This window comes from Acinetobacter sp. AS5 (assembly GCF_048957595.1).
Taxonomy (GTDB): Bacteria; Pseudomonadota; Gammaproteobacteria; order Pseudomonadales; family Moraxellaceae; genus Acinetobacter.
Window position 1 is genome coordinate 11,563 of record NZ_JARDAL010000012.1, and the last position, 24,973, is coordinate 36,535.

The window sequence follows — 24,973 nt, forward strand, 5'->3', positions numbered from 1 at the left end:
TTCGACCGAACTCGTATTCAATATGCCAAAAATAAAACCGACGAAATTGATTATGGCCGCCGTGATTGCCATTGCGCTCATCGCTGCGGGGTGGTACTTCCTCAAACCCAAAGAACAGCCTCCGCAATATATTACGGCTGAAGTCACCCAGGGCGATATCGAAAGCTCTGTACTGGCGACTGGTATTCTGGAAGCGACCAAGATGGTCAGCGTGGGGGCGCAGGTTTCGGGTCAGGTCAGAAAAATGTATGTAGAACTGGGCGATCAGGTCAAGCAAGGTCAGCTGATTGCGCGGATTGACTCCGTTCGTCAGGAAAATGATTTAAAAACCGCTGAAGCCAGCATTAAAAATCAGATGGCACAACTTGCAGTAAGACAGGCGAATTTGGCTAAAGTTGAAGCTGAATACAACCGTCAGAAAGCCATGTATGCACAGGATGCCACTTCTCGCTCAGAGCTGGAATCGGCATTTGCGAACTATAAAACGGCGCAAGCGGATATCACCGCCATCAATGCACAGATTGAACAGTCGCGTTTGACGCTGGCGACTGCCAAAGAAGATCTTGGTTACACCCAGATTGTGGCGCCGATGGATGGCACGATTGTGGCGATTGTGACCGAAGAAGGTCAGACTGTAAACGCCAACCAGAGTGCGCCGACTATTGTGAAACTGGCAAAACTGGACACCATGACCATTAAAGCTGAAATTTCTGAAGCAGATGTCATGAAAGTTGAAGAAGGTCAAACGGTTTATTTCACTACCTTAGGCAATAACGAGAAAAAGATTTACGCCAAACTGCGTCAAGTTGAGCCTGCACCCAATTCAATTAATACCGATAGCAATACATCAAGCTCATCGTCAAGTTCTGCGGTTTATTACAACGCATTGTTCGATGTCCCGAATGAAGATGGAAAATTACGTATTGATATGACGGCGCAAGTTTATATCGTGCTGGATGAAGCCAAAAATGTACTGACCATTCCTGCTGCAGCCATTCAAGGTTCAAACCGTCCGCCACGTGCCAATCGTGGTGAAGCGCGTGGTGAGGGTTCTCGCGGTGAAGGCGGCCCGGCATCACGTTCTGAAGCTGAATCGGCTCAAGGCAACCGCCCTGCCGGCGAACGTCCAGCGCGTCTAAACCTATCTGAAGCAGAACTTGCGCTGATTGAGCAAGGTAAAGCACAGCGTGGCATGGTTCGTGTCTTGCAAGCCGATGGTACTGCAAAACCAACCCCTGTATTAATCGGTTTGAATAACCGCGCGACTGCGCAAGTGCTGAAAGGTTTAAAACGTGGTGATCAGGTGGTGATTGCCGATGGTTCTGATACCTCCAATGATGCAGCAAAACGCGGTGGCAATAGCCGTGGCCCAATGAGAATGTAAGCATGAATTCACAACAACAGCCTCTCCTCGAGGTGAAAAATCTGGTTCGTGAATTCCCTGCGGGTGAAAGCACGGTCCAGATTTTAAAAGGGGTGAATCTGGAGATTTATCCGGGTGAACTGGTAGCGATTGTCGGCCAGTCCGGTTCCGGTAAATCGACTCTGATGAACATTCTGGGTTGTCTGGACAAACCAACTACCGGTAGCTATAAGGTTAAAGGCCGTGAAACCCGCGAACTGGAAGCGGATGAACTGGCGCAATTACGCCGTGAATATTTCGGCTTTATTTTCCAGCGTTATCATTTATTGGGTGATTTAAACGCAGCAGGCAATGTCGAAGTTCCTGCGATTTATGCCGGTGCAGATTCATCTGAACGACATGCGCGAGCCGTCAAGATTCTGACCGATCTGGGTCTGGGTGAAAAAACCCAGAACCGTCCGAGCCAGCTCTCTGGTGGTCAGCAGCAACGTGTTTCGATTGCCCGTGCGTTAATGAATGGCGGTGACGTGATTCTGGCCGATGAACCGACCGGTGCATTGGACAAGAACAGCGGTATTGAAGTGATGCGCATTTTGCGTGAACTGAATGCTAAAGGTCATACCATCATTCTGGTCACGCATGATCATAATGTAGCGAAAAATGCGACGCGGATTATCGAGATCTCGGACGGCAATATTATTTCTGATCAGCCCAATGTTCCTGAAGTCGAAGAGCATCTGGAAAAACAGCCGCTAATCCGCAGTGAACAAAAGAAGATTTCTTCATGGCGTTCTGCAGTTGACCGTCTCGGTGAAGCTTTCCGTATGGCCTTGCTGGCCATGAATGCACATCGCATGCGGACTTTCTTGACCATGCTCGGAATCATTATCGGTATTGCTTCGGTGGTCTCGGTGGTGGCACTCGGTAATGGCTCACAAAAGCAGATTCTGGAAAATATCAGCAGTCTGGGGACCAATACCATTACCGTATTTCAGGGTCGAGGCTTTGGGGATAATTCCAGATCTTCACAGTCCAAAACCCTGATTCCGGCAGATGCCGATGCGCTGGCTGAACAACCGTATGTCGATGGCGTCAGTCCGTCGGTGAATAGCAGTGTCACCGGCCGTTATAAAGAAATCGAAGCTTCAACTACGGTCAACGGCGTCAGTGAAGATTTCTTCTATGTGCGTGGCATAACTTTCCAGTCCGGTCAGCCTTTTGACCGCAGTAGCGTCATGCAACAGGCGCAAGATGTCGTCATTGACACCAATACCAAAAACACCTTCTTTAAGGATGGCACCAATCCGGTGGGTCAGGTGATTTTACTGGGGAGCGTACCGAGCCGGATTATCGGGGTGATTGACGCGCAAAAAGGCATGATGGGCAATAATGACAGCCTGAATGTCTATCTGCCGTATTCCACCGTCATGAGCCGTATGCTGGGGCAATCCAATGTGCGTAGCATCATTGTGCGCATTAAGGATGAATACCCAAGTGCGGCGGCTGAAAATGCGATTTTGAATTTGCTGGTACAGCGACATGGCGCGCAGGATGTGTTTACCCAGAATGCCGACAGTATTCGTGAAACTATTCAGCAAACCACAGCGACTATGACTTTGCTGATTTCAGCAATTGCGGTAATTTCACTGGTGGTCGGCGGGATTGGGGTCATGAATATCATGCTGGTGTCCGTGACTGAACGTACTCAGGAAATTGGGGTGCGTATGGCGGTGGGTGCCCGTCAAAGTGATATTCTGCAACAGTTCCTGATTGAAGCGGTTCTGGTCTGTATCTTGGGTGGTATTTTGGGTGTGCTGCTTTCCCTCGGGATTGGCCAGCTAATTACCCATTTTGCCGGCGGTACTTTCCAGATGGCGTATTCAACCACTTCGATTGTAGCTGCCTTTGTCTGCTCAAGCCTGATCGGGATTGTGTTTGGCTTTATCCCGGCACGTAACGCTGCTCGTCTGAATCCAGTCGATGCACTTTCTCGCGAATAAGGAACCTGATATGCAAATGAATTTAACCAAGCTTGCCAGTGCCCTTTTGCTGGGAAGCTCGCTGGTCGGTTGTGCCGCAGTGGTAAAAAAACCGTATGAACAGCCTGCGCTTAATATGCCGGGCAGCTTTCAAAACAATAAGGTGCTTAGTCAGCAGATTCATGCCGATATTCTGGCAGATCAATGGTGGACTTTATTTAAAGATCCGCAATTAAATAATTTGGTGAATGAAGTATTGGCGCAGAATACCGACCTGGCAGTGGCCGGCATCAGTTTACAACAGGCCCGCATTCAAGCCAGACAGGCTCAAAGCCAGCAAGGCGTTCGTGTCGGTGATGCAAGAATTTCAACGGGCCATCGTTTTAGCCTAGATGGTGGTGGCGATTCTTCGACCGGTATTTCTCTGGGTTATCCGGGCTTAAGCTATGAACTGGATCTGTTTGGCAAACTGGCCAATCAAACCGAAGCCGCTCGCTGGGAGGCCTTAGCCTCTGAAGAAGACTTGCAGGCAACTGCTCAGAGCCTGATCGGCACCACAGCGCAACTCTATTGGCAACTGGCTTATCTGAATGAACGTTATAGCGTGGTACAGCAAAATCTGGCGACCGCGCAAAAAACCTATGATCTGGTGCGAGTGCAATATCGTGCCGGCGCAGTATCCGGTCTGGATTTAACCCAGGCGGAACAGGCGATTCAAAGCCAACAGGCAACCTTAAGCCAGATTGAACAACAACGTGTGGAAACACGTACCGGACTCGCGGTATTGCTGCATATGCCGGTACAACAGCTCGCGATTCAAGAGCCAAGTCGTTTACCGAATATTCAATTGCCGAGTATTCAGGCCGACTTACCGGCAAGTTTATTGTCACGTCGTCCTGACCTTCGAGCGACTGAACTGCGCTTGCGTAAGGCACTGGCCAATAAAGATGCCAACAAAGCCAGCTACTATCCATCCATTAGTTTGACCGGTAATCTGACCACCGGTATTGGCAGCAGTACGTCCCTCTCCAATGCACTGAAAAATCCGGTTGCAACTTTAGGTGCTGGCCTGACTTTGCCATTCCTGCAATGGAATGACATGAAACGTGATCTGCAAGTCAATGAGCTGGAATACGAAAAAGCGATTATGCAATATCGCCAGACCATGTATGAGGCCTTTGCCGATGTGGAAAATGCCTTGTCGAATCGTACTGAGCTCACTAAGCAGGTTGCATTACAGCAACGCAATGTTGAGCTGGCAGAAAGAACTGAACGCTTGACTGAAGTGCGTTATCGTAATGGTGCGGTTGCGTTGAAAAACCTGCTGGATGCGCAGGAAACCACGCGCAATGCACGGCTGTCTTTGGTGCAAACCCGACAGAATCAATACAATGCCTATGTGACTTTGATGCAGGCATTGGGTGGTAGCCCGATTAAACAATTGCCTTAACAAAGCTTGATTCATAAAAAACCGCTGTCAGACAGCGGTTTTTTAGTTCATATGATTTGAGTCAGTTTATTTCATTTGCAAATACGCATTCACATTTTTCAATAATTCAGTGGATCGCTCATGTCCGAGCAAACTGCCTTTTTCCAGCCAGTCCCGTGCGATTCCGATATCACGCTCCACCCCAATGCCCTTGGTATATAAACGTCCAAGATGGCTATAAGCATCCGCATTTACCTGCGCTGCTGCCTGCTGATAATACTGCACAGCTTGCTCAATATTGCTCTCAACACCTTGCCCCTGTTCATACGCTTCGCCCAGAGCATTCAGTGCCACACCATTCTGCTGAGCGGCTGCTTTTTGCAGATAGCTCAAGCCTAAGGCAATATCCTGCGCAATCTGTTGACCTTTCAGATATTTTAAGCCCAATTCCGCTTGTGCTTGGGCATGACCCAATTGCGCAGCCTGATGCAGATAGCGATTGGCCAGCTCTGCATTATTGATAAACACAGGATAAATGCCTGACAGAGCTTGGTACAGAAACCATGCCGCCTCTTTCGAACCTTTCGCAACCGCCTGATTCAGGTACTGGACAGCTTTATTACGTGTCGGCAATGGATATTCAGCCAGACTATAAAATCGGCCGACGCTATAAATTAAATCCGCTTCAGATTGAGCTTCAATCTGCCAATAGTGCTGTGCCGCGTTCTGGATCATTTGTGTGGCTTTACCCGTATCTTTCGCCGTACCAATAGCATTTAAATAACACAGCGCTAGCCCCATCTGTGCAGACACATCGTCAGGACTAAGCTGATAGGCAGCCTGATATAACTCAAATGCTTTTTGCGGTTCGTTGGCCACCAGGTGCTGCTCAAAATACAGCGCAGCAATCATGCATAATGCAGGCGCATGCTGACTGTTGGCCGCTTCCGACCAGTAACGAAATGCCATGGTTTCATTTTTATCAACATACCAACCATGAAAATAAGCCAGTCCGATTAAAGTCTTGGCTTGTGCATCGGCGTGTTCTTTGGACTGCTGCAATAAATGCTGGAATACACGCTGACGCTGGTCGGTATCAATACGGCCTTGTAACACACCGGCATAATAATCATACAGACCTTTTTGGTCACCGAGACTGATACAGCGTTTAATAAATTGCAGGGCTTGGGTCGGGTCTTGCGGTAGAATCTGACCATGCGCATAATCATCAGCGAGCTGCTGATTGGCAGCCAAATGATCTTGTTGTGCTGCCAGAAACAGATAATGAATTCCTTGCACTAAATCTTGGGTCACTGAATCTGCCAGATAATACTGGGCCAGCTGATACTGCGAATTGGCATGACCCTGCCCTGCATTTTGGATTAATAATGCCAGACGCTGTTTTTCTGCAGCAATCTCGTTTTGAGGATGGTCTTCGGTAGAAGAAAGTTCAGTGACGCGGTACTGGGCATCCAAATTGCCACGTGCTACCGCATGTCGGTACCAGTACAAGGCTTTTTCCGGGTCAGCCTGTTGATACACCTCCCCTTCATGAATCTGCCCCAAATGATAGGCTGCTTCATCACTGCCCAAACGAAAAGCCTTGTCTAGATAACTAATCGCCTTTTCAGTATTTTGCTCATGTCCCAGACCTTGCAGATGCATCAGACCCATGCCTACATAGGCTTGTGGGATTTCCTGTTGCTGGGCCAGTCCCTGATAAATCTGATAGGCACGTTCATAATTCGGATGTTCCTGATCTGAACTCAAACGTGCTGCATGTTTCAGTTGAGCATCAATCTGCTCAATCCATAAATCATGTTGTACAGCCTTCGCCTGATCACGTTTCACCGGATCCGGACGTTTCCACATCCAGATCGCCAACGCCCCTATCCCCAAAATCAGTACCAGCAAGAACCACATAGCTGCTCCAAAACATTATTTTTGTTCTGCAAATGAATCCTTTCATTCTAAACGCGAGTTTAAAAAAAGCACATAGATTGTGATTTTTATTTTTAAATCAGGCTTTTGCTCTTTTACTATCGAGCTTTTTCAAGCCTTCTGCTACAGCGACCATGGCAAAGCTCGAAGTCACCACCACAGCCGACCCATACCCCCCACAGCGCAAACCGGCACTGGCGCAGACATCGGCACTCGAAAACGGATTATCAATGGAATAGACACAGGTAATGCCAAATTTTTCTTTAGGCTTTTTGCAGATGCCTTTGCCGCGTAATTGGGCACGCAATTTGGCTAGCATCGGGTCCTGTTCGGTTTTAGATAAATCGGCGACCCGAATTTTCAGCGGATCCAGTTTACCGCCTGCCCCGCCAGATACAATCAACGGAATCTTGTTAAAACGGCAATGTAATATCAGGGCAAATTTGGCTTTTACATCATCGATGCAATCTAAAATCAGATCCGGTGTCGGAGCTAAAATTTCTTTGATATTTTCAGGCGTCAGATAATCATCGATCAGATTAATTTTAATGCGTGGATTAATTGCACGGCAACGTTCGGCCATAACTTCAATTTTTTCATGACCCAGTGTGGTACTCATGGCAGGTAACTGACGGTTAATATTAGAAGCCGCCACCACATCCATATCGACCAAGGTCAGCTCGCCCACACCGCTACGTGCCAGTGCTTCTACCGCCCATGAACCGACACCGCCGATACCGATCACCATCACATGACTTTTTTCATAATGGTTAAAGCTGTCTTCTCCATAAATTTTGGCAACACCAGCAAAACGGCGGTCATATTCATCATCTTGAAGCAGGTCGGTCATAGGTCATCTATAGCAATAAAAATACCGGATCATTTTAGCAAAATCCGCTTTTCTTTACCGCCACTAAATTTTTGATCGATTTAAATGACATTCAGATCAGATGAGAGCGACAGCTCACTCGTAATTGATTAAAATATCAACAAATTAATTCTATGTCATTTGGCTAAAAGGAGTGGAATGTCATGCTATTTAACACCCTTTTGGGTTTGAACATTGTTTGTATCGGGCTTTATTGTTATGTTCTGATCAACCAAAAGAACAAAAATTATTATCTCAGCATTCTCATTCGTTTAATGACTTTAGGATTATTTGGCTTGGTCATCTTCGATCGTTATGAAACACAGAATCATCTGATCGTGTTATTGCTCTTGTGGGTAGGCTTTGAAAGCATGCAGCAGTTTTACACTAGAAAAAAATCCAGTTCAGTAAAATAAAAAAAGAGGCTTACGCCTCTTTTCAATTCATCGGAATTTAGTCTTTATTCATGATAAAGAAATATTGACGATAATATTTCAGTTCCGCAATCGAATCGCGAATATCGTCCATCGCCAGATGTGAAGCATTTTTCTTGAGACCACTCATGATTTCTGGGCGCCAGCGTTTGGCCAGCTCTTTCACTGAAGAGACATCCAGATTACGGTAATGGAAATACTGTTCCAGTTCAGGCATCAAGCGGTGCAGGAAGCGACGATCCTGACAGATCGAGTTACCACACATCGGTGATGATTTTGGATTCACCCATTTTTTCAGGAATTCAATAGTTTGCTGCTCGGCATCCTGAGCGGTCAGTTTACTGCGACGTACACGTTCAATCAGACCAGATTGGCCATGCTGGCGAGTGTTCCACTCATCCATGGCATTTAACAGACGTGCAGGCTGATGTACCGCAAGCACAGGACCTTCTGCCAAAATATTCAAATTGTCATCGGTTACAATTGTTGCAATTTCAATAATTTGATCATTGTCTGTGTCTAGACCTGTCATTTCAAGGTCAATCCAAATCAGGCGGGTATCAGCGGTGCTGCTCATAAACGTGCAATCTTATTGGGTTTAAAAACAACTATAGTAGCAAATTAATTACATCTTGGGTGTCATTCGGGGGCTGCTTCATGCTATTTTTGCCATCTGATTTACCCGGTTTTTTTAGGATATGAATGGCCTTAATACGTAAGCGTCGTCTGACAGAGCAACAACAGCGTCGCATTCAGAAACAACAGAAAACACGTCAAGAAGATCTCGATACCTCCAGTGATCTTGAAGGCTTAGTGGTGCAACATTATGGCCGCCAACTTGAAGTGCAAGCTTTGTCTCACCCTGACATTCACCCTGAAAAACCTGTGGTCGCTGATGGTGAGCCTGAACCTTTCTGGAAAGAGATTGAACTGGACAGCGTCTGGCGCTGTCATACCCGGACCAATCTGGATTTATTGGTGACGGGTGACCGGGTCAAATGGCAAGCCGATCCGAATACCGGTCTAGGGATTATCACCGCGATTCATCCCCGCAAATCGTTATTGACCCGTCCTGACCGCTATCACAAGGTTAAACCGGTCGCTGCCAACATTTCACTGATTGTGATCGTGTTTGCACCATTGCCTGAGCCAGCGCCGGGTCTGATCGACCGTTATCTGGTGGCCTGTGCCGATGCTGATATTCCTGCACTGCTGGTGATGAATAAAGCCGATTTGTTAAAAGAAAATGATCCGATTCTGTATCTGTTACAAGAATATCAGGACCTTGGTTATGAAGTGATGCAAACTCAATCCGATGGCGACCTGACCGCACTGTCCAATCGTCTAGAAAATGAAACGGTGGCTTTCGTCGGTCAATCTGGTGTGGGTAAAAGCACGCTGATTAATGCGATCGTGCCGGATGCCGCACAGAAAACCAATATCATTTCCGAGAACTCGGCACTCGGTCAACACACCACGACGTCAACGCGCTTGATCGGTTTTGGTGAAGGTGCGGCCCTGATTGACTCTCCGGGAATTCGTGAATTTGGCCTGTGGCATCTGACTTTAGATAAGGTACAAAGCGGCTTTCCTGAAATTGAAAATCTGCTCGGCCATTGTCAGTTCCGTAACTGTACCCATAAGCATGAAAAACAATGTGCTTTGCGTCAGGCTGCGGCCGAAGGTGAAATTTTGCCGCGCCGACTGGACAGCTATTTACGTTTAATCGACGAAATCACTGAAGCACAGCAAAAAAATTAATTTTCTTAACCCTTGGCCCTTGAAGCGGTGATTTTGATCACCATATTTATGAGCTATACTCTTGGCAATTTTAAAATTGTAATTAGGTGAATTGTGGAACGTTGGTTCGAGTTTATGGGGAATCACCCCTTCTTATTTGGAACACTCGCGGTATTAGTGGTTTTGTTCTTCATTATCGAAGGTCAACGTAACGGTCGTAAAATTTCTCCGCAATCGCTGGGAATTTTAGTCAAAGCAAAAAATGCTATGCTGATTGATTTACGCGATGCCAAAGACTTCCGTGAAGGTCATATCAGCGGCAGCCGTAATATTCCATATAGCCAGATTACAAAACATGTTGAAGAGCTGAAAGCATCTGATCGCCCTTTGGTGTTCATTTGTAACCTTGGACAGGTGGCTGGTACTGCATTACAGCAGGTTGGTCATGCCGATGCCTACCGTCTTGATGGCGGCGTCAGCAACTGGAAAGCTCAAGGTTTACCTTTGGTGAAAAGCAAATAATCCACGAACAGGAGATTGATCATGGCTGAAGTTACTATTTACTCGACGACAGTGTGTCCTTATTGCGTGCGTGCAAAACAGCTACTGGAACGTAAGGGTGTGGCATATAAAGAGATTAACTTGTCTCAAGAAGCGCCTGAAGTACGTCTTGAATTGATGCAGCGTACCAATCACCGTACCGTGCCACAAATTTTTATTGATGATCAGTTCATCGGCGGTTTTGACCAGCTTTATGCTTTAGAGCGTGAAGGCAAACTTGATGAATTGCTGGCTTAACCTTACTAAAATTATCACTTCATATTAAGGATCAAAAAATGAGTGAAGAACAACAAGCTCAACCACAATTGGCATTAGAGCGTATTTATACCAAAGATATTTCTTTTGAAGTTCCTGGGGCGCAAGTTTTTACCAAGCAATGGCAACCTGAGTTAAACATCAACCTTTCTTCTTCTGCAGAAAAAATTGATGAAACTCATTTTGAAGTAGCTTTGAAAGTCGTGGTTCAAGCGACCAACGAAGGTGATACCGCGTTTATCGTTGATGTCACTCAAGCTGGTATTTTCCTGGTGGATGGCGTTGAAGAAGAGCGTCTTCCATACATCCTAGGCGCATACTGCCCGAACATCCTGTTCCCGTTCCTACGTGAAGCAGTGAATGATATGGTGACTAAAGGTAGCTTCCCACAGTTGCTATTGACTCCAATCAACTTTGATGCTGAATTTGAAGCCAATATGCAACGTGCCCAAGCCGCTGCTGTGGATGGTCAAGCTTAACCGTTGTCCTTTAAATCTCAAAGAGACCGCTTATGCGGTCTTTTTTATTGGCTTGAGTGGCCTCCCCCCTTTATCAAAGGGGGAATGAGGGGGATTTTAATCATTTCCTCACTCAGAGGAAGAAGTCATTCCCCTCTCTCTAACTCTCTCCCTGAGGGAGAGAGAACTTATAGGATTTATTCCGCATCCGCCATCAAATCAGCGCTCATACCTACCGTATTGAAACCGGCATCGACATACAGGATTTCACCGGTAATTCCGTTAGCCCATGGCGAGCACAGGAATAATGCGGCATTACCGACATCTTCAATCGTCACATTACGTTTCAGTGGAGCAACTTTCTCATTCAGGTCAAGCATTTTACGGAATGATTTAATACCGGAAGCTGCCAAAGTACGGATTGGACCCGCAGAGATCGCGTTCACACGAATACCTTCCTGCCCCAGGCTAGACGCCAAATAACGTACGCCAGCTTCTAAAGAGGCTTTGGCCATACCCATCACGTTATAGTTTGGCATTACACGCTCAGAACCTTGATAGGTCAATGTCAGCAAACAACCTTGACGGACTTGTAGCAAAGGTTTTGCCGCACGTGCCATTGCGATAAAGCTATAAGCACTGATGTCATGTGCAATATTAAAGCCTTCACGATCCGTGATCTCGGTGAAGTCACCGTCCAGCGTATGTGCCGGTGCAAAACCGATAGAATGCACCACACCGTCCAGACCATCCCAGTGTTTGGCCAATTCAGCAAATGCCTGGTCAATTTCAGCATCTACTGCCACATCACAAGGAAAAACCAGTTTCGAACCAAACTGTTCAGCAAAGTCATCTACCCGCTTTTTCAGCTTTTCATTTGGATAAGTAAAAGCCAATTCAGCACCTTCACGATGCAATGCCTGAGCAATACCAAAAGCAATCGATAATTTACTCGCAATGCCCGCGATCAAGAAGCGCTTACCCGCCAAAAGTCCTTGTGCCATGTGAATCTCACCTAAAAGAATGTATATAGCATGATGCCAAGTCTGGAGCGTTTTAGAAATTGCATAATGCACCTTTTTTTCTTTTTATGATGAACTGGGAATTTAAGACTGAGTTAAGAGCGTTCAATTAAATGGTCAAATGCAGGGCCTGATGAGTATTTTGCCAGAGCTGTTCAGCCAGTTCATCTTTGTGCATATGTAGACTCTTTGCCAGTCCTTGCAGCACATAAGGTAAATTTGCAGGTGTATTTCGGGTACGTTGCTCGGTCGAGCTTTGACAACAGAGTGGCGTCATATCCGGACAGTCAGTTTCCAATACCAGATGTTCCGGTCCGACATACTGCGCCACTTGATGAAGTTTTTTGGCATTTGGATTGGTGATTTGCCCGGTGATGCCCAGTTTGAATCCCATTTTGATAAAGGCTTTGGCCTCTTCGATACCGCCACCAAAGGCATGCGCAATGCCGCCCTGTTTAAATCGATGCTGTTTTAAAATCTGTAAAACCTCCGCATGTGATTTACGGATATGCAGCAAAACCGGCTTATCGAATTGCTGTGCCAGTTCCAGCTGTGCAGCAAAAAAATCTTTTTGCTTCTGGAAAATTTCAGCCTGTTTGTGCTGTTTTAAAAAGGTATCCAGACCGATTTCGCCAATGGCAATACAATGCTCATTTTTAAGCAGCTGTTCCAGCTCCTGTAAATGATCAGTCTGATGCTGTTCAATATAAAATGGATGCAAGCCCGGGGCTAAATGACTTTGTGGTGCATTTCCCAGATCATTGATGAAGTGATGGGTCCTTAACAAATCTTGAAAACGGTTTTGCAAAAAACCAATTAAAAGCAGATGCTCGACACCTGCCGCTTTGGCCGCATACGCCAACTGTTCCCGATCAGGATCAAAATCGGGAACATCAAAATGGGTATGCGTATCAAACAGTTTTAAGGTCATTTGGCTTTTGCAGCAGATGCTGGCTGTGCCTCAGAGGCAGCTTTTTCAGTTTTAGGCAGATATTCAGGTTTCAGTACACCTTGTAGCTGCTCATAAGGAATCATTAAACGTGGCAAGCCAACCACATATGGCCCAATTTCATATTCGGCATATTGCAAGACCAGACCTTGTTGAGCCAGATAGAAATTATCGGTGAGTTTGAACTTCCAGGCCTGTTCATATTCTGCCACATCTTTGGCCAGCTTGGATTCTACCACCCAGTTTTTAAACGCATCATAAGCACGCGCTTCCAGTTGGGCTTTCTGTTTGGCCGCAATAATGTCATCCAGCTTAACCAGTTTTTTCTGCTCCAGATCAAAATTATAATAAGTCTGTGCAGATGCGCCGTGTGCGCCGCCCAGATAATAACTGCTGTTCAGAACTACGGTCGCCAACGGATCACCTGAAGTCAGAATCTTGGGCTTAATCATCAGGCTAATACTATGACTGGCACTCAGGGCCTTGAGTTCCTTATCCAGATTCAAGAAAGTCTGCATATAGGGCTGGGTTTGCTGTTCAAGCTGCTGTTTCGGTGTGGTCACTGTGGCCAAAGCCGCTTTGGGTTCAGAGGCGGCAACGTCTGCTTCGCTGGCAGCGCTCACTTTTGCCGGTTCAATTGCATCAACAGACAGGATATTTTTCAACTGTTGCAGAATCTGCTGGTCGATCCATTCATCAATAAAGCTCTGATTACTGTTCAGACGTTCGATCGAGATTTCCGGACAGCTTTTGTCTTCACATTCTGGCATCGCCAGCTTGAGCTTTTCAGTATCGCCGTTGAGTTTAAGTGCTTCAGCTTCGGCTTGTACCACTTCGGAAGTACTTGATTCTTCCGGCTCATTACTCTTTGGCTGACAGGCACTCAGCAAGATCGCTGACGCCAGTATGGATAGACAAAAGATATTCTTGTATTTTGGCATTCATTCACCTTTTTGGAACCTGTAATCTTGCAGGATCATGAGCTTTAAAACATATGCTGATAGATATCAGCTTTCAAGACCTGTTGTGTTTGTTGTTTTGTTAAATAAATATCCAGTTGTTTGGCGTCTTTGCTAATTTCATGGCTGCGAAAATGCAGACCAATACCTTCCTGATCAAAAAACCAGTCAGCTTGTCCCCAATACAGTTTTTTCGGCGCTTTCTGCTGCACTTGCTGATCATTTTCTTTGAGCCATGTCTCATAGGCTTGCTGAATAATCTGATCCATTAATAACTGTTGCTTAGGATCGATAATATCCAGTGGGGTCAGCATTTTCTGCTGGTGGCGATCAGCCACAAAAAAATAATAGCGCTCATGCACGCTGACATTTTCCTGTTTAGTATCGACCCCGATCTGCAGCAATACATATTGATTGCGCTGATAGGGAAGGCGGGTATACAACGACAACTCATAAGCCTGGTTCAAATCAAGCTGAGCCTGCCAGGCATCCGATTTTTTCACATAGGCATTAATGGCCTGCTGTAAATTCATGTCCTGTTTCAAGCCGATTTGATCCTGGATCACTTTGGCCTGCTGCTTTTCAATCCATTGGTTCATCCATGGATCAACCGTATGCAAGGTCTGAATATCCAGATTGATACAGTTTTTATTTTCACAAAATGGCAAGGCAATCTTGGCCGGCTGCTCTTGAATATTCAGATAAGGTAAAACATCTGTGGTCTGCTGAGCTGCGGTCATTTTCTCATTTTGCGGAGTATTAACAGGCTCTTTTTCGCTTTGATCACAGCCACTCAGGACAAGACTTAAACCAATCACAGAACCGAGGACGACTTCCTTGCTGAGCTTCATTCTCTTTGCTATATCTATCGAGTTATTAATTGCTTAAATGTAGCATAAAATAAAACAGCTTCCGGAGAAGCTGTTTGATATTTTTAAACTTTAGCTGCGGAACGTTAAAGTTTAGTGTTCACGCGTATTGTGGAACACGATGTCCGGATAACGTTCTTGCATCAGCTGCAAATTCACGCGGCTTGGTGCAAGATATGTCAAATGACCACCACCATCGACAGACAACTGGTCATGAGCTTTTTTCTTGAATTCGTTGAATTTCTTCTCGTCATCACAAGACACCCAACGTACTGTGTTGATGCTGACCGGTTCGTAAACACAGTCGACCTTGTATTCTTCTTTCAGACGGTAAGCCACTACTTCAAACTGTAGCACACCTACAGCACCTACGATCAGATCATTGTTATTCTGCGGCATGAATACCTGGGTTGCCCCTTCTTCTGAAAGCTCTTTCAGACCTTTTTGCAGCTGCTTGGATTTTAGCGGATCTTTCAAGCGGACACGACGGAACATTTCAGGCGCAAAGTGCGGAATACCGGTAAACTGAAGTTTCTCACCCGAGGTAAATGTATCACCAATCTGGATGGTGCCATGGTTATGCAGACCAATAATATCACCCGGCCAAGCTTCTTCCAGATGCTGACGATCACCGGCCAAGAAAGTTAAGGCATCGCTGATGCGCACATCTTTATCCAAACGTACATGCTTCATCTTCAAGCCTTTTTCATACTTGCCTGAACAGATCCGCATGAAGGCAATACGGTCACGGTGTTTCGGATCCATATTGGCCTGAATCTTGAAGACAAAACCGGTAAAACCTTCTTCATCCGCTTCTACAACACGATCTTGGGTCGGATGGGCTTTAGGAGATGGTGCATATTGACTGAAGGCATCCAGAACATGGTCGACACCAAAGTTACCCAAGGCTGTACCGAACAACACAGGCGTTTGACGACCGGCCAGGAATTCTTCACGATCTAAAGGCTCATTGGCCATTTGTACCAGTTCCAGCGATTCTTCAAATGCCGCCCAAGCCAGTTCACCCACTTTCTCACGAAGATCAGGATAGTCATAACCATCTCGCACTTCGATCTCGGTAATGACTGAACCGAAACCGGCTTTATACACGTAGAATTTTTCTTCGATTAAATTGAATACACCGGCAAAATCACGGCCAGTACCGAGCGGCCAGGTGATCGGAACACATTTAATTTTCAGAACGTTTTCGATTTCATCCAGAAGCTCAAGCGGTTCACGGATTTCACGGTCCATTTTGTTGACGAATGAGATGATCGGGGTATCGCGCATACGACACACTTCCATCAATTTAATGGTTCGGTCTTCGACACCTTTTGCACCATCAATCACCATCAGCGCCGAGTCTACCGCGGTTAGGGTACGGTAGGTATCTTCCGAGAAGTCTTCATGTCCTGGGGTGTCCAGAAGATTGATCATCTTGTCTTTAAAAGGAAATTGCATCACCGAGGTGGTAATCGAGATACCACGCTCTTTTTCCATTTCCATCCAGTCCGATGTTGCGGCCCGGTCAGATTTACGGCTTTTTACCATCCCGGCCACCTGAATAGCCTGACCCCATAACAGCAATTTTTCTGTCATGGTGGTTTTACCGGCATCGGGGTGGGAAATAATAGCGAACGTACGTCGCTGGGCGACTTGTGCCGCCAGTTCTTGCTTAAAGCTCATGAAATATACCTACTGCTCAATGCACAGCATTCGAGATCAAATTCGATCAATATGAAAAAAATTGGCGATATTGTAGCAGAGTTTCAGGGTGGAGTTCCGTGAGCCATGTTGTCTATCTATCCTGACGCTCAATGAATTAGAGCGCTATTCATGGAATTGTAAGTTTTCTAGTCGTTGTTCATCTCCCGGCAAGCCCAGCAAAAAGCCTTGTAACTGTTCACAACCGAGCCGGGTTAAAATTTCTGCTTGCGCTTCTGTTTCAACACCTTCGGCGGTCACCACCAAGCCCAGTTTTATGGCCAGCTGAATAATGCTTTCCAGAATCATTTCTTCTGTGGAGCCGACTGCCAGATTTTTGATAAACTCACGGTCAATTTTTAACTCATCTACGGCGAAATTCTTTAAATAGAGAAAACTGGAATGCCCTGTACCAAAATCATCAATGGCTAGACGGATGCCCATTTGTCTTAAGCGCTTAAAGCTGCGCATACTCACATCAATATGATGCATGGCAGTCGATTCAGTAATCTCGATCATTAAATGCTGAGGACTGATTTTATATTGTGCAAATAACTTTTCTAAAGTACTAAACAGATGCTTATGTTCAAATTGTACCGCAGACAAATTGACCGCGATAGGGAAAAATTCAGTATGTGTCCGTTGCCATTTTTGAATCTGCTGACAAGCCAGTTCCAATGCCCAATAGCCCATTTGAATAATCAATCCAGTTTTTTCAGCCGCATTGATAAACAGATTCGGGCCGAGCAAACCAAACTGGGGATGGTTCCAGCGAATTAATGCCTCTACCCCACACAAGCTACGATCCTTGGTCCGAAACTTGGGCTGATAAAACAGCACAAACTGCTGCTCTTCCACGGCTTTATATAGGTCATTAATCAGGGTGCTTTGGCTTTTGCTTTCATCCTGGTCGGTAGAATAATTAAAGACTGAATAGGTATTGCGTCCCTGATACTTGGAACTCAGCATCGCGGCATCAGCATTGACCAGCAGATCCTGTAAATTTTTGCCGTGCTCCGGATACATGGCAATACCAATACTGCCCGAGATATGAATACTCTTGCCTTCAATCAGGAAACTTTCCTGAATCAGTTCAAGAATCTGTTCTGACATTTTTGCAGCTTTGGCGACTGAAGTATTTTCCAGTACCAGCAGAAATTCATCCCCACCGATTCTGAGCAGCTTGGAATGATGGCCTAATAACAGATGAATCCGCGTGGTCAATTGAATCAGCAACTGATCGCCGACCAGATGGCCAAACACATCATTGACTGCCTTAAAACGATCCAGATCGATATATAAAAAAGCAATTTCATGCTGCTGTTCGGACTGACCTGAAAACAGCAGATTTGCATATTCAGCCAGATACAAACGGTTAGGTAATTTGGTCAGATTGTCCTGAATGGTCTGATTTTCAATTTGTTGATTGGCCCATGCAAGCTGACGGTTGCGTAATCCCACACGCAGTTCGGACACGATGATACAAATCAGCGTTACCAGCAGCAATCCACTCATCAGTATCATGGCCAGAAATAGCTGATCATGTGCCTGAACTAATTCCGGTGACTGTTGCATATGGGCGGCAGTAAAATTGAATGACATCATGCTAATAGAGTGCATGCCAAAGATGCTGAGTGCGATCACACCTAATACGAGAACTGACCGGAAAAATGACCAGGTACTTCTGGTACTTAACCAGAGGATAAACATAGATGCAATGCATATCACCAGAACAGACAGGAGCATCAGGCCCAAATCCATCTCATATTTATTCAGCACAAAACTTGCTGTCAGCCCAATAAAATGGATCAACCATATGAATAGGCCCAATAGCATGGTGGTTAGCATTAAATTGAAGGTTTTAAAGTTTAGCTGTAAAGCGCCTGAAGCAAATTTTTTAATCCGTGCGATGAGATAGCAAGCAACCAATGCAGAAAGAATGGACCCGATGAACAGACCAATATCATGCTGAATATCAATCATAAAAAATGTTCCCCATCGGTGATCATTTTTATTATTCTCTGCACTGATATTTCCATTTTCACCCGATCAAATTTGAACTCAGTAAAATCTCAAGACTGACTATCCATGCAAGCCAATTGGTCTGCAACAACATCAGTCTTAACTAAAATTTAGAATTTATATTTCTTTCTTTTGAAGTTGAGAATTGCCCCAAAAATAAAACTCAACAGAAAAATAAAATACAACTTATATATTAGAAGTGTTTCAAATTTAAGCAAATATTTAGCTTCATTTTTTTAGCTCATTTATTCGATCACCATCACAATTTTTTTCTTTTTATTTAGACAGATGGCACTTCATAGCAAAATTTTATTTGGATTTTTGTGCAGATTTACAAAATAAAAAAATAGCCTGTCGAAACAGGCTATTTTTATCAACGATCAATGAGGCTAAAACTTAGGGTTTTGCCTGTAATTTGGCATAGTCCAGTAACACATTTGCCGCTTCAATCACAAACGCTTCTTCTTCAGGCAGAGCCGGACGTTCTTTGGCCTTCATCTTGGCACGTGTTTCAATCAAGGCATCCAGCGAAGCCTGATAACTTTCCCAGTTTGGATAAGGTTTCAGACCTGTTGCAGCACGACGAGTATTTTCTGCGTCCAGCGTTTTTTGCTCCATGGCAATCAACTCAGCTTTACGCTGTTGTAAGTCCAGTACCTGACGTTTCTCTTCTTCGGCTTTCTTCATCACGGCTTTACGCTGTTCTAAATACTTGAACTGAGAATCCAGTGTGACCCTTTGCTGAGAAAGTTTAGCCAATTCAGGAACGTATTTCTGTACTGCACCTTCACGTTTAAATGGTGCCGTTGGAATGGTATCCCACTGCAAGGCATTTTTAGCCTTACGCTCACCAAACTCTTCGTTATAAATATCGACCAGTTTAATGTCCGGAACGACCCCTTTATTCTGGGTGCTGCCACCGGTCACACGGTAGAATTTACGCTGCGTCAATGTCGCCTGGCCATGCGCCAGACTGTCCAGTTGTACCTGTGCTGTACCTTTACCGGTGGTGGTACTACCAATCACAATCCCGCGCTCATAATCCTGAATCGCAGCAGAGTAAATTTCACTGGCCGATGCAGAGGCCAGATTCACCATCACTGCCAGTGGACCTGCATAAGTTTGTGCACCGCCATCATCATCTTCAAAGACGCTGACATTGCCATTGCCATCACGGATCTGCACCACTGGGCCAGACTTGATCACCTGCCCCAACATACGTGCCACTTCTTCCAGTGAACCACCTGGGTTATTCCGTAAATCGACAATAATCCCGGCAACATTCTTCGCCGCGAGTTCTTTCAAGGCTTTGTTGGTATCTTCAGATACCGAGCGATAATCCGTACCGGCACGGCGTGCACGATAGTTCAGATAGAACGACGGAATTTCGATCACACCATATTGATATTTTTTACCATCACGTTGAATGTCGACTACACGTGTACGTACACCAGCATCTTCTTCCTGAATCACGTCACGGGTAATAGTCACATTACGTGCCTGCCCCATGGCAGCACCCGCACCGAGTAAGCGTAAAGTGACTTTCGTGCCACGTTTACCACGAATCAGACCGACAATTTCATTACTTGGCCAGCCAATGACATCAACCATTTGCTCGCCGTCTTGCGCTACACCAATGATACGGTCACCGGATTTCACCTGACCGGATTTGCTGGCCGGACCACCTTCAACGATGGTTTCAATTTTGGTGTAATCTTCATTGCCACGTTCCGGGCGAATCGATACCCCGACGCCTTCCAGCTGTAAAGTGGTCTGACGATTCAGCTCCATCGCATCCACAGGCGGGAAGTAATTACTGTGCGGATCATAAGTCAGCATCATCGCGTTCAGTGTCTTGTCGAGCACATCATCACTTTTGACGCGGCTAAGACGTTCCAGCTGACGGGTATAACGCTTGGTTAAGGTTTGCGCAGGCGTCAGATCTTCAGGACCCGTGAGGTCTTGTCCATTGGCCAATTCCGGATTGGCTTTCAGAGCTTTCTGCTTGGCCAATTCCTCTTCTTTACTGATGGTCAGATTGATCAGCTGAGACACCAGCATTTTTGACCAGTGCGCACGCTGTTCAGCCTCAGTTTTAAAGAACGGCGCTTTTTCACGATCCGTTTCGATATAAACATTCGGCTGATTCAGATTTTGCGGTTTTTTCAGCTCATTCAACATATAAGTGTAGAACTGGTGCAAGCGTTGTTGATATTGCGCATGCATTTCATAAGGACCAGACAAATTGCCGGCTTTCAGATTGGCACCAAAATTGGCACCATAGCGTTTCTTATAGTTTTCAACTTCTGGAGCCAGAAACAGACTGTGCTCCGGATCAAGACTATCAATATAGAAATCAAAAATACGCTGCGAAGTCTGGGCATCCAGACGCATATTTAAATAGTGCTGACGGTCAACCAGGGTTGCCAGCTGACGTGACACCAGCGCCTGCTCTTGAGATGGCTGAATTGCTTTACTGACCACTTCATTACTATTGGCCGCAATCGCATCATTCACTACATGGGTAAAAAAGAATCCACCTGTCGCAATCGCAACTGCGCAAGCTATAGTTTGAAATTTCATAAATAATTCGTACTTCCTTGGCCTAAAGACCAATGTGACCGTGTTGCTTTTCGACCAGAATTTAACGTATTCAGCATCTTAAACAACTTAATATGTTTATGTCGTGTAGTTTTATCATATTCTGTGCTGACAAAGTGTAGCAAATCATTGCAGAATTCAGGTATTGTTTTCTCCGAAAAACTCTAAAACGGATTCCGCATATGATTGGCGCATTGATGCTCGACATCGCAGGCACAACCCTCACTCAAGAAGATATTGAACTATTAAGTGCGCCGCAAGTCGGTGGAGTGATTTTATTTGGTCGCAATATCGAATCTCCGGCGCAAGTCCGTGCTTTGACCGATCATATGCGTCAGGTGCGTCCTGATATTTTAATTGCGGTCGATCAGGAAGGCGGTCGTGTACAGCGCTTAAGACAAGGCTTTACCCTGCTGCCTGCAATGGGAAAATTTGGCGAACTTTATACGAGCGATCCACAGTGCGCTCTGGAACTGGCTGAAAAATGTGGCTGGTTGATGGCAACTGAAGTACTGGCTGTCGGCATTGATTTCAGCTTTGCACCGGTACTGGACTTGAATGACATCAGTGATGTGATTGGTGATCGTAGCTTTGCCCAAAATATTCAGGACATTATTCCACTCGCCAGCGCATTTCTAAAAGGTATGAAACGTGCCGGTATGGCTTCAACCGGGAAACATTTCCCCGGGCATGGTTCGGTCAAAGCGGACTCGCATGTTGCTGCAGCAATTGATACGCGCTCCTATGCAGAAATCCAGCAAAAAGATATGCAAACCTTTATCCAACTGCAACCACAACTGGATGCGTTGATGCCGGCTCATGTCATCTATAGCCAGGTTGATCCCAATCCGGCAGGCTTCTCTGAATTCTGGATTCAGAAAGTTTTACGTCAGGAGCTTGGTTTTGACGGTGTCCTGTTCTCGGATGATTTAAGCATGCAGGCCGCATGTGTCGCAGGCGGTGCCGATGCCCGAATTCAGGCCGCACTCAAAGCTGGTTGTGATATGGGTCTGGTCTGCAATGATCGTGCAGCACAATGTATTGCACTGGAAGGGATTGTTGATTTGCCCCTCCCGAACCAGCAACGCCTGGAACGCATGCGCGGCAACATCCCGAACATCCAGATTGGTGACGAACTGGATCTGGGTGAAGAATGGCGCGAGATCCGTGATGAAATACTGGCATTTAAACAGAAATCCAGCTAAAACTTTTTAAATCCAATCAATATGAAAAAGGGACACGACAAGGTGTTCCTTTTTCATTATAGTAATGAAAAGGTTACACTATTATTTAATCAACTTAAAAATAAAAAAATAAGGTCAGAACAATATGACAGACTCACTTTCGCAACATCGCCATATTTCTTTTACGGCGCACTATACCGGCTATATCTGGTATCAAATGGGGATCTCACATCCAGCCTTTGTTACATCCAAAGGCAAGTTTCTGGCCAAACTACTGCATCCTCTTGAATCCTGGGCAGAGCGCCATGTTGGCGGTAGCATGCGGACTACACTTAAGCAGCGCCATCAGATGATTGATGAGCATCTGTGTCAACTAATTGAGCAACACCCACAACTTCAGGTTCTTGAAGTTGCCTGCGGCCTATCTCCACGCAGCTGGAATTTCAGACAGAAATTTCCCGCGATTAATTATCGTGAACTGGATCTGCCGGATATGGCCAAGATCAAGACCCAGGCTTTACAGCAGATTGATCAGCATGCACCTGAAGTCCTGACTGCCGATATTTTTAGTGAAGAGCTGGACTGTATTTTTCAGATGTTTAACCGCAACCAGCCCTTAGTGGTCATTAGTGAAGGACTGATTAATTACTTTGATCAGCAGATGTTACGCATTCTGATGCAGGGTATTACAGAAAATGCGCAGTATTTCCCGGCAGTTCACTATCTCAGCGATATTTATCCTGAACCGGTGAAAAATAAACTGGCGAACTTTATCTGGAGCAGTAGCCGTCTGCTTAAATTCATGTCTCGCAGTGCGTTTACCTTTCATTTTAAATCCCCCCAAGAACTGCAGCGCTTTTTTCAAGATGCAGGATTTGACCAGGTTGAGGTACAACAACCACAACGTTATTTTGCCGAGCCTCATCAGCCAAACCCGGCACCAGAACAAGATGAACATTTAGGTGATCTGGTCTGGATGATTCATGCAGTGAAAAAAAACAGCGTTTAAGTACGCTGTTTTTTAATACTGATATTTTTTAAATTGCCGCATCAAAAACTTCGGCATGTTGCAAAATTTTCTGCTGTTTTACAAAAGCCAATAAACGTTCTGCCACTTCAAAACTGCCATGTTTGAATAAGGCACGCAGCTGGGTGTCATCCTGTTCAAAGATCAGGCACTCAATCTGAAATTCCCCAGCTTCATCTTCCAGATGCAGGGCTAAGTCACGTGGATAAGCTGCTGCGCGCACTGCCTGTACTGGATCTAACTCCAGCAATACTCCAAAGAAATTCATGTCCACTATCTCTGCTTTTAAAATGAGATCAGAATGACGATGACTGAGAAAACGTTGTGAATCTTGCACCTGAATCCGCTCTTCACCGCGACGTTCAAGCTGCTGTATCTGTTCGCGAGTGAACGGAATAATGCCGTCTAGTTGATCAACTGCTTCATCGCGTAAAAAGGTTGCAAATAAATGCATGGTTTCTTTACGACGTTGTAACTGCGGCACATGATCGGCGCCTGCAATTTGCACGTACTGCATATCCGGGCATTGCAGGGCAAAATTCGCATTTTCATGTGGCAAGGTAAAACTGTCATATTGTCCACATGCCACCAGTACTTTGCACTGTGGAATTGGCACATTGGTCAGACGCAATAAACGGTTGCAATTGATATCATAACGATCCTGTTCGGTGGCCGTAAATTCCGCCATCTGTTTAAAGAACAAACGTTTTGCAGTCGGTGACATCCGAGTTTCTGTTAAACGTGCATGATTGACCAGATACAAAATCACGGCCTGACCAAATTCATCCATACGCTGTTCTTTCATCAGGTGTAAGGATTCTTCCAGCAGCATTCGCCAGCTTTTACGGGTTTTCTGCATGACACCCATCAGGATCATCCGCTCGACCAGTTCGGGACGCTGATCTGCCAGACAGGAAGCGACCACTGATCCTAAGGACATGCCGAGAATTGTCACTTGCGGCAGCTGCATCTGTTCCAGCCATCGTCCCAGCATCGCAGCAAGGTCTTCCAGCTCCAGTGTTCCGGCAGACAGACCCGTATCGACATTACTAATCTGCTGGTTCGCCCCCATGGAGGGCAGGTCAATCAGAATGATGGGACCTGCATCAAAAAGCTGTTCTACACAATATTTGTAGGAATTAAAATTCTGGAAAGCGCCCCCAATGATCACCATGGGTCTTAAATGCAAGGTATCTGGACGGGCGATCGCCATATATTCTATTTTCCAGCCATCCATCCAGGTGGTGCGTGGCGGCTGCTTAAAACTGTGCTTATCATAAAGATCAAAAAAACCATCGTGGCTATGTTGTTCCAATACATGGGCGTCCATATGGATAATGGAATTCATATTCCTTTTCCTCCGTCCTTGCCTTATTTTTATTGTGCAAGTCATGATTAACAGATCTTATATTTCAGGCGCATTCCGGTGTGCCTGAACACGCATCCTGCTCTTTAATAATTATAAATGACATCAATGTCGCGTGTTTCATTCTATACAGAGCTGCTTTTCACAAGCAACCGCTTCAGTGACCACTTATCTGCTTTTAAACAGAAAACAATTTCAAAATGTTTAGAAGTTTGCGAAAACGGATGATTTTTAATAGATGG

The 24,973-nt window shown here is 45.5% G+C and carries 21 protein-coding genes; 10 read left to right on the forward strand and 11 right to left on the reverse strand.

Annotation, left to right across the window (positions count from 1 at the left end; genetic code table 11):
- The first annotated feature begins 22 nt into the window (after positions 1-22).
- The 3 genes from PV763_RS05025 to PV763_RS05035 are packed head-to-tail and all read left to right on the forward strand — an operon-like array spanning position 23 to position 4,792.
- Entirely contained in the window at positions 23-1,384 is a 1,362-nt protein-coding gene (locus PV763_RS05025; RefSeq protein ID WP_253113126.1) for a MacA family efflux pump subunit, read from the forward strand.
- Between the two features lie 2 nt (positions 1,385-1,386).
- Positions 1,387-3,363, forward strand: a complete 1,977-nt coding sequence (locus PV763_RS05030) for a MacB family efflux pump subunit (RefSeq protein WP_420937463.1) — start codon at positions 1,387-1,389, stop codon at positions 3,361-3,363.
- Between the two features lie 10 nt (positions 3,364-3,373).
- Complete coding sequence (locus PV763_RS05035; RefSeq protein WP_420937464.1) at positions 3,374-4,792, forward strand: efflux transporter outer membrane subunit; 1,419 nt, start codon at positions 3,374-3,376, stop codon at positions 4,790-4,792.
- 66 nt (positions 4,793-4,858) lie between these two features.
- Here PV763_RS05035 and PV763_RS05040 read toward each other — a convergent pair whose 3' ends face one another.
- Together PV763_RS05040 and PV763_RS05045 are read right to left on the reverse strand one after the other, a co-directional pair.
- Positions 4,859-6,694, reverse strand: coding sequence for a tetratricopeptide repeat protein (locus PV763_RS05040; protein WP_262457684.1), 1,836 nt, complete (start codon positions 6,692-6,694; stop codon positions 4,859-4,861).
- Between the two features lie 97 nt (positions 6,695-6,791).
- Positions 6,792-7,562, reverse strand: a complete 771-nt coding sequence (locus PV763_RS05045; RefSeq protein ID WP_262457683.1) for a tRNA threonylcarbamoyladenosine dehydratase — start codon at positions 7,560-7,562, stop codon at positions 6,792-6,794.
- A gap of 182 nt (positions 7,563-7,744) precedes the next feature.
- On the opposite strand from PV763_RS05045, the gene PV763_RS05050 reads away from it, so the two are divergent.
- Positions 7,745-7,996 carry a hypothetical protein gene (locus tag PV763_RS05050; RefSeq protein WP_262457681.1) on the forward strand — a complete coding sequence of 84 codons (252 nt, stop codon included), beginning with the start codon at positions 7,745-7,747 and terminating at the stop codon, positions 7,994-7,996.
- Positions 7,997-8,033: 37 nt separating this feature from the next.
- Here PV763_RS05050 and orn read toward each other — a convergent pair whose 3' ends face one another.
- Positions 8,034-8,591, reverse strand: a complete 558-nt coding sequence (orn, locus tag PV763_RS05055; protein ID WP_004278381.1) for an oligoribonuclease — start codon at positions 8,589-8,591, stop codon at positions 8,034-8,036.
- Positions 8,592-8,716: 125 nt separating this feature from the next.
- Here orn and rsgA point away from each other — a divergent pair, with 125 nt between their 5' ends.
- From rsgA to secB, 4 genes are all read left to right on the forward strand, one after another.
- Entirely contained in the window at positions 8,717-9,775 is a 1,059-nt protein-coding gene (rsgA, locus tag PV763_RS05060; RefSeq protein WP_420937465.1) for a ribosome small subunit-dependent GTPase A, read from the forward strand.
- Positions 9,776-9,868: 93 nt separating this feature from the next.
- A complete protein-coding gene (locus PV763_RS05065; RefSeq protein ID WP_004278386.1) occupies positions 9,869-10,276 on the forward strand; it encodes a rhodanese-like domain-containing protein in 408 nt (135 codons plus the stop codon).
- Positions 10,277-10,297: 21 nt separating this feature from the next.
- Complete coding sequence (gene grxC, locus PV763_RS05070; protein ID WP_420937466.1) at positions 10,298-10,552, forward strand: glutaredoxin 3; 255 nt, start codon at positions 10,298-10,300, stop codon at positions 10,550-10,552.
- Between the two features lie 38 nt (positions 10,553-10,590).
- Positions 10,591-11,049 (forward strand): protein-export chaperone SecB, encoded by a 459-nt coding sequence (secB, locus tag PV763_RS05075; RefSeq protein WP_004647439.1) that lies wholly within the window; start codon positions 10,591-10,593, stop codon positions 11,047-11,049.
- 176 nt (positions 11,050-11,225) lie between these two features.
- On the opposite strand, the gene PV763_RS05080 is transcribed toward secB, so the two are convergent.
- From PV763_RS05080 to PV763_RS05110, 7 genes are all read right to left on the reverse strand, one after another.
- The gene (locus PV763_RS05080) at positions 11,226-12,032 is read right to left on the reverse strand and encodes an enoyl-ACP reductase FabI (RefSeq protein WP_005103204.1); all 807 of its coding nucleotides are present in this window, start codon (positions 12,030-12,032) and stop codon (positions 11,226-11,228) included.
- A gap of 127 nt (positions 12,033-12,159) precedes the next feature.
- A complete protein-coding gene (locus tag PV763_RS05085) occupies positions 12,160-12,981 on the reverse strand; it encodes a TatD family hydrolase (protein WP_262457675.1) in 822 nt (273 codons plus the stop codon).
- Complete coding sequence (locus PV763_RS05090; RefSeq protein ID WP_253145755.1) at positions 12,978-13,940, reverse strand: RsiV family protein; 963 nt, start codon at positions 13,938-13,940, stop codon at positions 12,978-12,980. The genes PV763_RS05085 and PV763_RS05090 overlap by 4 nt, the downstream gene beginning before the upstream one ends.
- Positions 13,941-13,984: 44 nt before the next feature.
- On the reverse strand, positions 13,985-14,809 hold the full coding sequence (locus tag PV763_RS05095) for a hypothetical protein (protein ID WP_262457672.1): 825 nt from the start codon (positions 14,807-14,809) through the stop codon (positions 13,985-13,987).
- 111 nt (positions 14,810-14,920) lie between these two features.
- Positions 14,921-16,513: a peptide chain release factor 3 gene (locus PV763_RS05100; protein WP_004647433.1), complete on the reverse strand. Its 1,593-nt coding sequence runs from the start codon at positions 16,511-16,513 to the stop codon at positions 14,921-14,923.
- Positions 16,514-16,657: 144 nt separating this feature from the next.
- Positions 16,658-18,514 carry a putative bifunctional diguanylate cyclase/phosphodiesterase gene (locus PV763_RS05105; RefSeq protein ID WP_262457669.1) on the reverse strand — a complete coding sequence of 619 codons (1,857 nt, stop codon included), beginning with the start codon at positions 18,512-18,514 and terminating at the stop codon, positions 16,658-16,660.
- A 435-nt stretch (positions 18,515-18,949) separates the two neighbouring features.
- A complete protein-coding gene (locus PV763_RS05110; protein ID WP_005245962.1) occupies positions 18,950-21,136 on the reverse strand; it encodes a carboxy terminal-processing peptidase in 2,187 nt (728 codons plus the stop codon).
- A 200-nt stretch (positions 21,137-21,336) separates the two neighbouring features.
- Between PV763_RS05110 and nagZ the strand changes: the two genes are divergently transcribed.
- Together nagZ and PV763_RS05120 are read left to right on the forward strand one after the other, a co-directional pair.
- Positions 21,337-22,359 (forward strand): beta-N-acetylhexosaminidase, encoded by a 1,023-nt coding sequence (nagZ, locus tag PV763_RS05115; RefSeq protein ID WP_174894662.1) that lies wholly within the window; start codon positions 21,337-21,339, stop codon positions 22,357-22,359.
- Between the two features lie 124 nt (positions 22,360-22,483).
- Positions 22,484-23,347, forward strand: a complete 864-nt coding sequence (locus PV763_RS05120) for a class I SAM-dependent methyltransferase (protein WP_174894663.1) — start codon at positions 22,484-22,486, stop codon at positions 23,345-23,347.
- A gap of 28 nt (positions 23,348-23,375) precedes the next feature.
- Here PV763_RS05120 and PV763_RS05125 read toward each other — a convergent pair whose 3' ends face one another.
- Positions 23,376-24,713 (reverse strand): alpha/beta fold hydrolase, encoded by a 1,338-nt coding sequence (locus PV763_RS05125; protein WP_129716343.1) that lies wholly within the window; start codon positions 24,711-24,713, stop codon positions 23,376-23,378.
- Between the last annotated feature and the right edge of the window lie 260 nt (positions 24,714-24,973).

Coding starts and splice junctions, on each gene's coding strand:
- PV763_RS05025 (WP_253113126.1), top strand. CDS start 23: ATGCCAAAAATAAAACCGACGAAATTGATTATGGCCGCCGTGATTGCC.
- PV763_RS05030 (WP_420937463.1), top strand. CDS start 1,387: ATGAATTCACAACAACAGCCTCTCCTCGAGGTGAAAAATCTGGTTCGT.
- PV763_RS05035 (WP_420937464.1), top strand. CDS start 3,374: ATGCAAATGAATTTAACCAAGCTTGCCAGTGCCCTTTTGCTGGGAAGC.
- PV763_RS05040 (WP_262457684.1), bottom strand. CDS start 6,694: ATGTGGTTCTTGCTGGTACTGATTTTGGGGATAGGGGCGTTGGCGATC.
- PV763_RS05045 (WP_262457683.1), bottom strand. CDS start 7,562: ATGACCGACCTGCTTCAAGATGATGAATATGACCGCCGTTTTGCTGGT.
- PV763_RS05050 (WP_262457681.1), top strand. CDS start 7,745: ATGCTATTTAACACCCTTTTGGGTTTGAACATTGTTTGTATCGGGCTT.
- orn (WP_004278381.1), bottom strand. CDS start 8,591: ATGAGCAGCACCGCTGATACCCGCCTGATTTGGATTGACCTTGAAATG.
- rsgA (WP_420937465.1), top strand. CDS start 8,717: ATGGCCTTAATACGTAAGCGTCGTCTGACAGAGCAACAACAGCGTCGC.
- grxC (WP_420937466.1), top strand. CDS start 10,298: ATGGCTGAAGTTACTATTTACTCGACGACAGTGTGTCCTTATTGCGTG.
- secB (WP_004647439.1), top strand. CDS start 10,591: ATGAGTGAAGAACAACAAGCTCAACCACAATTGGCATTAGAGCGTATT.
- PV763_RS05080 (WP_005103204.1), bottom strand. CDS start 12,032: ATGGCACAAGGACTTTTGGCGGGTAAGCGCTTCTTGATCGCGGGCATT.
- PV763_RS05085 (WP_262457675.1), bottom strand. CDS start 12,981: ATGACCTTAAAACTGTTTGATACGCATACCCATTTTGATGTTCCCGAT.
- PV763_RS05090 (WP_253145755.1), bottom strand. CDS start 13,940: ATGCCAAAATACAAGAATATCTTTTGTCTATCCATACTGGCGTCAGCG.
- PV763_RS05095 (WP_262457672.1), bottom strand. CDS start 14,809: ATGAAGCTCAGCAAGGAAGTCGTCCTCGGTTCTGTGATTGGTTTAAGT.
- PV763_RS05100 (WP_004647433.1), bottom strand. CDS start 16,513: ATGAGCTTTAAGCAAGAACTGGCGGCACAAGTCGCCCAGCGACGTACG.
- PV763_RS05105 (WP_262457669.1), bottom strand. CDS start 18,514: ATGATTGATATTCAGCATGATATTGGTCTGTTCATCGGGTCCATTCTT.
- PV763_RS05110 (WP_005245962.1), bottom strand. CDS start 21,136: ATGAAATTTCAAACTATAGCTTGCGCAGTTGCGATTGCGACAGGTGGA.
- nagZ (WP_174894662.1), top strand. CDS start 21,337: ATGATTGGCGCATTGATGCTCGACATCGCAGGCACAACCCTCACTCAA.
- PV763_RS05120 (WP_174894663.1), top strand. CDS start 22,484: ATGACAGACTCACTTTCGCAACATCGCCATATTTCTTTTACGGCGCAC.
- PV763_RS05125 (WP_129716343.1), bottom strand. CDS start 24,713: ATGAATTCCATTATCCATATGGACGCCCATGTATTGGAACAACATAGC.